General features: G+C 73.5%; 9 protein-coding genes. 6 read left to right on the top strand and 3 right to left on the bottom strand.

Annotated elements, in window-relative coordinates; translation table 11 throughout:
• Positions 1 to 114 precede the first annotated feature (114 nt).
• The 3 genes from J0670_RS22485 to J0670_RS22475 all read left to right on the top strand — a co-directional run bounded on the left by J0670_RS22485 (position 115) and on the right by J0670_RS22475 (position 2,309).
• Entirely contained in the window at positions 115 to 492 is a 378-nt protein-coding gene (locus J0670_RS22485; RefSeq protein ID WP_207813454.1) for a hypothetical protein, read from the top strand.
• 281 nt (positions 493 to 773) lie between these two features.
• Positions 774 to 1,031, top strand: coding sequence for an SsgA family sporulation/cell division regulator (locus J0670_RS22480; protein ID WP_207813453.1), 258 nt, complete (start codon positions 774 to 776; stop codon positions 1,029 to 1,031).
• 309 nt (positions 1,032 to 1,340) lie between these two features.
• Positions 1,341 to 2,309 carry a PLP-dependent cysteine synthase family protein gene (locus tag J0670_RS22475; protein WP_207813452.1) on the top strand — a complete coding sequence of 323 codons (969 nt, stop codon included), beginning with the start codon at positions 1,341 to 1,343 and terminating at the stop codon, positions 2,307 to 2,309.
• 9 nt (positions 2,310 to 2,318) lie between these two features.
• Here the strand turns inward: J0670_RS22475 and J0670_RS22470 are convergent, their stop codons facing one another.
• Positions 2,319 to 2,762 carry a type II toxin-antitoxin system PemK/MazF family toxin gene (locus J0670_RS22470; RefSeq protein WP_207813451.1) on the bottom strand — a complete coding sequence of 148 codons (444 nt, stop codon included), beginning with the start codon at positions 2,760 to 2,762 and terminating at the stop codon, positions 2,319 to 2,321.
• A gap of 266 nt (positions 2,763 to 3,028) precedes the next feature.
• Here J0670_RS22470 and J0670_RS22465 point away from each other — a divergent pair, with 266 nt between their 5' ends.
• The 3 genes from J0670_RS22465 (at position 3,029) to J0670_RS22455 (ending at position 5,804) form a co-directional block, all read left to right on the top strand.
• Positions 3,029 to 3,217 (top strand): MerR family transcriptional regulator, encoded by a 189-nt coding sequence (locus tag J0670_RS22465; RefSeq protein WP_207813450.1) that lies wholly within the window; start codon positions 3,029 to 3,031, stop codon positions 3,215 to 3,217.
• A gap of 209 nt (positions 3,218 to 3,426) precedes the next feature.
• Positions 3,427 to 4,173, top strand: coding sequence for an MBL fold metallo-hydrolase (locus J0670_RS22460; RefSeq protein ID WP_207813449.1), 747 nt, complete (start codon positions 3,427 to 3,429; stop codon positions 4,171 to 4,173).
• Positions 4,174 to 4,439: 266 nt separating this feature from the next.
• Complete coding sequence (locus tag J0670_RS22455; RefSeq protein WP_207813448.1) at positions 4,440 to 5,804, top strand: hypothetical protein; 1,365 nt, start codon at positions 4,440 to 4,442, stop codon at positions 5,802 to 5,804.
• A gap of 37 nt (positions 5,805 to 5,841) precedes the next feature.
• On the opposite strand, the gene J0670_RS22450 is transcribed toward J0670_RS22455, so the two are convergent.
• Both J0670_RS22450 and J0670_RS22445 read right to left on the bottom strand, forming a co-directional pair.
• Positions 5,842 to 7,128, bottom strand: a complete 1,287-nt coding sequence (locus tag J0670_RS22450; protein ID WP_207813447.1) for an LLM class flavin-dependent oxidoreductase — start codon at positions 7,126 to 7,128, stop codon at positions 5,842 to 5,844.
• The gene (locus J0670_RS22445) at positions 7,125 to 8,186 is read right to left on the bottom strand and encodes an LLM class flavin-dependent oxidoreductase (protein ID WP_207813455.1); all 1,062 of its coding nucleotides are present in this window, start codon (positions 8,184 to 8,186) and stop codon (positions 7,125 to 7,127) included. Before J0670_RS22445 ends, J0670_RS22450 begins: the two co-directional genes overlap by 4 nt.
• Between the last annotated feature and the right edge of the window lie 61 nt (positions 8,187 to 8,247).

The raw sequence follows: 8,247 nt of genomic DNA, 5'->3' as shown, positions 1-8,247 counted from the left end.
CGATGTTCAACGTTCAACATGATTGCGGGTAGCGTCGGACCTGCCCCTCCCCACAGCGGGGCACTGCCCGGAGCCACCCCCCAGTGGCTCCGGGCCGATCAAGGAGGAAACACCATGAACAAGTCCGTCGCACGCCGGGCCGCCGCCACGGCCGCCGTACTCGCCGCCACACTCGGTGGGCTGCTGCTCACCGGCACCAGCGCCTCGGCCGCCCCCGTCCAGGCCGCCCACCACACCACCGCCCTCTCCGTGTCCCCCGCCGCCTTCCAGGCCCCGGGCCGTCTGGGCGAGGGCCTCGAGCGCCACGGCAGTGGCCACGAGAGCCGCTGGGACGGCCACCGCTCCTGGGAGCGCCAGGGCGGCTTCTGGTACAGCGACGACCACGGCCACCGTTACCGCTACGACGGCCACCGCTTCTACCAGTGGAGCAACGGCTGGCAGATCATCCAGATCATCGACGTCTACGGGTTCAACCCGCACGTCTTCCGCTGACCCGCGACGGCCCGGGGCCAGAACAGCCGGCCTCCCGCCGGCACACCACACGGCCCCCGGCCGCGCTTCCCACACCGACACCCGGCCGGACACCGCCGTCCGGCCGGGCGCCGGCCCCACAGCCAAGAAGATCCGGCGCCCACGGCCGCAGAGAGCCGGCCCCACCGCCACAGAGAGCCGGCGCCCACGGCCAGAGAGAGCCGGCGCCCGCCGCCCGGGGGGGGGTACGCACCCACACAGAAAGTCACGCCGTGAACGACTGTGCAGATCAGATGCTCGACATGGCACTCCTGCTCCCCTCAGGAGAGCCGGTCACCGTGCCCGCCCTGCTGTCCTACCGCACCCACGACCCGCTCGCGGTACGCATCGTCTTCCACACCCCCACCGCCGGCCACGTCCCCTGGGTCTTCGCCCGCGACCTGCTGGCCCAAGGCCTGCACCGGCCCAGCGGCCACGGCGACGTCCAGATCTGGCCGACCGAAGCCGGCCACGAGAAGGTACTGAACCTCGCCCTCACCTCACCCCAGGGCACCGCCTAGCTCCAAGCCCCACTGCCCCCGATCGCCCGCTGGCTCGAACACACCCACCACCTGATACCCGCCGGCCGGGAAACCCACGGACACGACCTCGACGCCGAACTCGCGCGCCTGCTACCCGGCACGGCCTGACACCCCAGCCACCCGGCCGGCCCCGGCACAGGCCGCCCCCAGCACGCGGAGCAGGAAAGGGAGCAGGAGCAGACAGATGAGTTTCTCGGCCATCACGGCGAGCACGGCCGCCATCATCCAACGCCGCCACGCACCGAGCCGCACCTTCTCCACCCTCACCGCCGTGGCCGGAGGCCTCCCTTGCGTTACGACAGCCCGCTCGAAGCCGTCGGCAACACCCCGCTGGTCCGCCTGCCGCGGCTGTCCGCCGCCGTTCCCGGCAACACCGAGGGCCTGGTGACGCTCTGGGCCAAGCTGGAGGACCGCAACCCCACCGGCTCCATCAAGGACCGCCCGGCGCTGCACATGATCGAGCGCGCCGAGGCCGAGGGCCGGCTCACCCCCGGCTGCACCATCCTGGAGCCCACCAGCGGAAACACCGGCATCTCGCTCGCCATGGCCGCCAAGCTCAAGGGCTACCGGATGGTCTGCGTGATGCCCGAGAACACCAGCGAGGAACGGCGCGAGCTGCTCCGCATGTGGGGCGCCGAGATCATCTCCTCCCCGGCCGCCGGCGGCTCCAACACCGCCGTCCGGATCGCCAAGGAGATCGCCGCCGAGCACCCCGACTGGGTCATGCTCTACCAGTACGGCAACCCCGACAACGCGGGCGCCCACTACGCCACCACCGGCCCCGAGATCCTCGCCGACCTGCCGACCGTCACCCACTTCGTGGCCGGCCTCGGCACCACCGGCACCCTGATGGGCGTCGGCCGCTTCCTGCGCGAGAAGGTCCCCGGCGTGAAGATCGTCGCCGCCGAACCGCGCTACGACGACCTGGTGTACGGGCTGCGCAACCTCGACGAGGGCTTCGTCCCCGAGCTGTACGACGCCGAGGTGCTCACCACCCGCTTCTCGGTCGGCTCCGCGGACGCCGTCCGCCGCACCCGCGAACTCCTCCAGCAGGAGGGCATCTTCGCGGGCGTCTCGACCGGCGCCATCCTGCACGCCGCGATCGGCGTCGGCCGCAAGGCGGCGGCCGCCGGGGAGCGCGCGGACGTCGTCTTCGTGGTCGCCGACGGCGGCTGGAAGTACCTGTCCACCGGCATCTACACCGCCGAGACCACCGAGGCGGCGGTCGAGGCGCTGCAGGGCCAGCTCTGGGCGTAGGGGCAGGCCCTAGTCCAGGACCTTCTGGGCCCGGGCCCAGACCTGCCGGTCCACCGCTCCGGCCCGGCGGCGGAAGGCGGACAGCGGCACCTCGCGCAGTTCGTCGGTCTCCAGCCAGCTGGCCCGGCCCTGCCGGTCGCCCACCGAACCGGGCGGCAGCGCCAGCACGCCCGGGCGCCCGGCGTGGTGCTTGCTGGTGATCTTCGCGACGGTGGCGGTCCGGCCGCGCACCCGCAGCACCAGGCACGGCCGGTCCTTGGCGCCGGGGCCGTCCTCGAACGGGACCTCCGCCCACCAGATCTCCTGCGGCTCCGGGCGGACAGAGGTGCCCGGGCGCGCGGCGGGGCGGACCCCGGTGCCCGGGCCCCGCCGCAGCCGCGCCACCACGACGGCGGCCAGCAGGGCGACGCCCACCGCGGCCAGGGCCAGCCAGATGCCCGTCGTACCGCTCATCCCGCCCGTCCCGTCCGCGCGTTCATGCCGCCCGTGCCGTTCAAGCCGCTCATGCCGCTCATACCGTTCAAGCCGTTCAAGCCGTTCACGCGGCGAACCGTACCGGTCCGGCGGCGGACGCGACCACCGAGGGGCCGATCGATTGTCCGGGTACTGCTCCCGGTTCGTCACGGAATCGCCACGGAGCCCGTCCGTCGCGGACGCCCGGGTGGCGCCCGGAAAGGCTGCCTCACGAACGTCCGCCCCCGTCCCCCGGAGGTGCTCCCGTGAGTGGCGACGAGCTCTGGTCGTACACCGAGATCGCCCGGCACATCAACGTCCGGCCCGACACCGTCCGCAACTACCGCCGGCACGGGCTGCTGCCCGACCCGGACGTGATCAACGGCAGCGGACACCCCCGCTGGTACCCGGGCACCATCCGCGTCTGGGTCCGCAACCGCCCCCGGTACCGCTGATCCGGGGCCCCCGCCCCGGTCCGCGCGGTCTGGGTGATTCCAGCCACAGCCCGGCACGGGGGCGGGGGCAAAGTGCCGTTCCGCCCTTACCCTCGACACACCAACGCAGTGCTACTGGCCGGTTCACCGGCCCGGCCTGCCGTTTTCCATGCTGTTTTCCATGTCGTTTTCCAGCAGCAGCCAGGACGTGTCGGGGCGGAGGGGCTCGGATGAAACTGACCGTGGTGGGGTGCTCGGGGAGCTTCCCGTCCGCCGACTCGCCGTGCTCCAGCTACCTGGTCGAGGCCGACGGCTTCCGCGTGGTGCTCGACCTCGGCAACGGCGCGCTCGGGGCGCTGCAGAAGTACACCGGCCTCTACGACGTCGACGCCGTCCTGCTCAGCCACCTGCACGCGGACCACTGCGTCGACCTCTGCGCCTACTGGGTCGCCCGCAACTACCGCGTCGAGGGCTGCCCCGACCTCCTCCCGGTGTACGGACCGACGGGCACCGCCGAGCGGCTCGCCCGGGCGTACGACATGCCGGAGAACCCGGGGATGAAGGAGGTGTTCGAGTTCCGCACCCTCACCCCCGGCGCCTTCGAGCTCGGCCCGTTCCGGATCTCCGTCGCCCAGGTCAACCACCCGGTCGACGCCTTCGCCTTCCGGCTGGAGCACGGCGGCCGCTCGCTGGTCTACTCCGGCGACACCGGCGAGAGCCCCGAGCTGGTGGAACTCGCCCGGGACACCGACCTGTTCCTCTGCGAGGCCGCCTACCAGGACGGCCGCGACACCTTCCGGTCCGTCCACCTCAACGGCCGGGAGGCGGGCGAGCACGCCGCCGCGGCCCGGGCCCGCCGTCTGGTCCTCACCCACATCCCGCCGTGGACGGACGCCGAGCGCAACCGCCGCGACGCCGCCGACGCGTACTCCGGCCCGGTCGAGCTGGCCCGGGCCGGCGCGGTGTACGAGATCTGAGCAGCGCGTACCCGCGTACGAGGTTCTGACGCGGTGTACGGGGTCTGAGGCGCCCGGCGGGACTTTCCGGGATCCCCGAAAAACATTTCGGAACCACCTGCAACCTCCCCGGCCCCCGCACGTCCATACCAGTGAGCGGCGGGAAAGCCGCTCCGGCCGGTCGGCCCGTCGGGAGCGACCGCGATCACACCACACTCACCAGGCTCGCTTCGTGCTGCCCGGAACGCGGCCGCGCCGCTCCGGAGCGGAAATCCAGGGGGACTCCCATGCGTCAGACCAACCGTGCCCTGCGCCGTGCCCGCCGCCTCGTTCCGGCGGTCGTGCTCAGCGCCGCGCTGGTCACCGGCGGTGCCGTGAGCACCGCTCCGGCCTTCGCCGCCGACGGGCCGCTGAGCCTCACAGTCCACGCCCCGGCCCTCATCGGCGGCGCGGGCGAGCCGGTGGAGTTCACCGACACCATCGGCAACCCGGGGGACCACGACCTGACCGTCACGCTGGAGTTCTCGATCGAGAGCGTCCTCGGCACGCCTCCGGACGCCCTGAGCCTCTCCTACATCAACGAGCGCGGTGTCTGGGAGCGCGTGCCGCTGACCCGCACCGACGGCCCCGAGCGGGTGGTCCACTCGGGCGTCTCCGGAAAGATCGTCGTTCCGCCGCGCGGGACGGACCTCCGGCTGTCCCTCGGCGCGCCCATGGGCACGCCGCACCACGGGGCCACCAACGGCTGGGTTGGCCCGGACATCACCCTCCGTACCAGCGTGAAGGGTTGGGGCCAGGGCAACCCGGTCGAGCACCCGGTCACCGACACCCACAAGGTCAAGGTGGGGTCGATCTCCAACGGCCTGGTCGGGGTGCCGGCCACCGCGGTCGCGGGCGGCGCGCCGATCGAGTTCGACGCGGTGCTCAAGAACCCGACGCCCTCCGTCTACAGCAACCTCAGCAACCTGCTGTTCACCGACCGGCACGCCAAGGTCGAGGTCCGCGGGCACGACGGCACCTGGCGGGTCCTGCCGCCGGTCGTCTCCGCGGCGGAGGAACCGGCGGGCTTCTACCTGGACGGCCACTACTCCACGGCCGCTGCCGACAGCACGGAGACCCGGCGGGTCCGGGTCAGCTACCCCGTCGACACCCAGCCCGGCACGATGGAGCTGAACCCCTGCGTGCTCGTCAACGAGTGGGAGGGGGAGCCCTTCTGGGGCACCACCATGTGCTCGACCGGCGCCAAGGTGCAGGTCGTCGCCCCCGCCGCGCCGAAGCCCACCGCCACGCCGGAGCCGACGACCACCTCCGGCACGGAGGGGCAGCCCGGCACCGAGGGGCAGCCCGGCACCGAGGAGACCCCGACGGCGCCGTCCGGCTCGAAGCCCGAGCCGCAGCCCAAGCCGAAGCCGGCCGGTGACGTCACCGAGGCCCCCGCCGCGCCCGCGCCGACGGCCACCGCCTCTCCCGCGGCCGTCGTGCCCGCGCCGGCGGCCGACGGTGGAGCGCCCGCCGGGCAGCCGGTGGACGGCCACCTGGCCTCCACCGGCGCGGACGGCGACCGGAGCGGGCTGATCGTGGGCGTCGCCGCGCTGCTGCTCGGCGCCGGCGTCGCGGCGATCGGCTTGATCCGGCGCCGCCGCACCAACTGACGGCCGCACCAACCGGCCGCCGCTGCCCGGACGGCGCCTACCGCCGACCGGGCACCGGCAGGCCGAGGTGGTCGCGCAGGGTCGGGCCGGTGTAGTCGGTGCGGAACACCCCGCGTTCCTGGAGCAGCGGGACGACACGGTCGACGAACTCGTCCAGGCCGCCCGGGGTGAGGTGGGGGACGAGGATGAAGCCGTCGGCCGCGTCGTTCTGCACGAAGTGGTCGATCAGCCCGGCGACGGTGGCGGGGGAGCCGATGAAGGACTGCCGGCCGGTCACCTCGATGACCAGTTCGCGGCTGGTCAGGTTCTTCTCGGCGGCCACCGCCCGCCACCGCTCGGCGACGGCCACCGGGTCGCTGAACCGGACCCGGCCCTGGATCAGCGCGCTGTCAGGGTCGGGATCGACGGTCGGCAGTGGCCCGTCCGGGTCGTGGTCGGACAGGTCGATGCCCCAGACCTGCTCCAGGTAGTGGATCGCGGTCTGCGGCCCGACCTGGGCCCGGCGGACCTCGGTGGCGCGCTCCTCCGCCTCGGCGTCGGTGTCGCCGAGGACGAAGGTGGCGCCGGGCATGATCTTCAGCTCGTCCGGCTTGCGGCCGTAGGCGGCCAGTCGGCGCTTGACGTCGGCGTGGAAGGCCTGGCCGTCGGTGAGGGTGGAGTGCCGGCTGAAGATGACGTCGGCGGTGGCCGCGGCGAACTCGCGGCCCTCGTCGGAGTCGCCGGCCTGGATGACCACCGGGTGGCCCTGGGGCGGGCGCGGCAGCGAGAGTCGCCCCTCGACCTCGAACTGCGGGCCGGCGTGGCGCACCTCTGCGTCCCCGGCGTCCCAGAACTCCCTTGCCAGTTCGACGAATTCGGCGGCCCGGGTGTAGCGGTCGGCGCGGTTCAGGTAGCCGCCGCGGCGGAAGTTCTCGCCGGTGAAGGCGTCCGAGGAGGTGACCACGTTCCAGGCGGCGCGGCCGCCGGAGAGGTGGTCCAGGGTGGCGAAGCGGCGGGCGAGTTCGTACGGCTCGTTGAAGGTGGCGTTGACGGTCGCGGCCAGGCCGAGGTGTTCGGTGACGGCGGCCAGCGCGTTCAGCACGGTGATCGACTCGGGGCGGCCGACCACGTCCAGGTCGTGGATGCGGCCGTTGGTCTCGCGCAGCCGCAGGCCCTCGGCGAGGAAGAAGAAGTCGAACTTCCCGCGCTCGGCGGTCTGTGCGAGGTGGCGGAAGGAGTCGAACTCGATGTGGCTTCCGGAGGCCGGGTCGCTCCACACCGTGGTGTTGTTGACGCCGGGGAAGTGCGCGGCGAGGTGGATCTGCTTGAGCGGACGGTCCGTCATCGGGTCACCTCGGCGAGGGCGGGGGAGTCGGCGTGGGCGGCGGTGCCGGCGGTGTTCGCGGGCGGCGCGGTGTAGCGGTTGGCCGGGCGGGCCAGGCCGAGGTGGTCGCGCAGGGTGCGGCCGGCGTAGCCGGTGCGCAGCAGCCCGGTGACGCGCAGGGCCGGTGCGATCCGCTCGGCGAGCGCGGCGAGGTCACGCTCGGGTTCGGCGGGAACCAGGTGGAAGCCGTCGACGCCGGTGCCGGCCTCGGCGAGTTCGGCGCGCAGGCGCTCCTCGGCGGCGCGGTCGGGCAGGGCGGCGTCGATCCGGGCGAGGATCCGCAGCAGTTCGCCGGAGCGCAGCCGCAGTTCGGTGGCGGCGGTCAGCCGGGCGGCCCGGTCGGGGGCGTCGAGCAGGACGACGTCGGCGTACCGGATCGCGGTGGCGACCCGGGCGCGCCCGCCGGGGGAGGCGTCCGGGGCGAGGTCGGCGGCGGCCACCGGGACGACGACCACCGGGCGGCCCTGGGGCGGGCGCGGGGTGATGGACGGGCCGCGGACGGAGAAGTACCGGCCCTCGAAGTCGATGTAGTGCAGCTTGTCGCGGTCGATGAACCGGCCGGTGGCGGTGTCGCGGATCTCGGCGTCGTCCTCCCAGCTGTCCCAGAGCCGGGCGGCGACCTCGGCGGCGTCGGCCGCCTCGGCCCACAGCGAGTCCTCGGGGGCGACCGGGCGGCGGCCGAAGGCCCTCGCCTCGGCCTCCGTGGTGGAGACGCCGACCAACCAGCCGGCCCGGCCCTCGCTGACCCAGTCCAGGGTGTTGAGCGAGATCGAGGTGTGGAAGGGCTCGGTGTGGGTGGTGGTGACGGTCGGCACCAGCCCGACCCGCTCGGTCAGCGGGGCGATCCGGGCCAGGGTGGCGAGCGCGTCGGGGCGGTGCGGTTCGGCGGTGAAGGAGTCGTCGAGGGTGACGAAGTCCAGGCCGGCCCGTTCGGCGAGGCGGGCGAGGCCGGTGTAGTGCCCGGCGTCGAGGCGGCCGGGGCTGTCGATGGCGGCGGAGAGGTGCAACTGGCGGGGCATGGCGAGCCTGACTTTCCTCATGCGGATGCGGGCGGGCACCGGCGGGGCCCGTACGGGTGTC

The organism is Streptomyces sp. FH025, from assembly GCF_017427025.1.
Taxonomy (GTDB): Bacteria; Actinomycetota; Actinomycetes; order Streptomycetales; family Streptomycetaceae; genus Kitasatospora.
The sequence above is the reverse complement of the archived record's forward strand: the minus strand, read 5'-3'. Positions and strand labels throughout refer to the sequence as shown.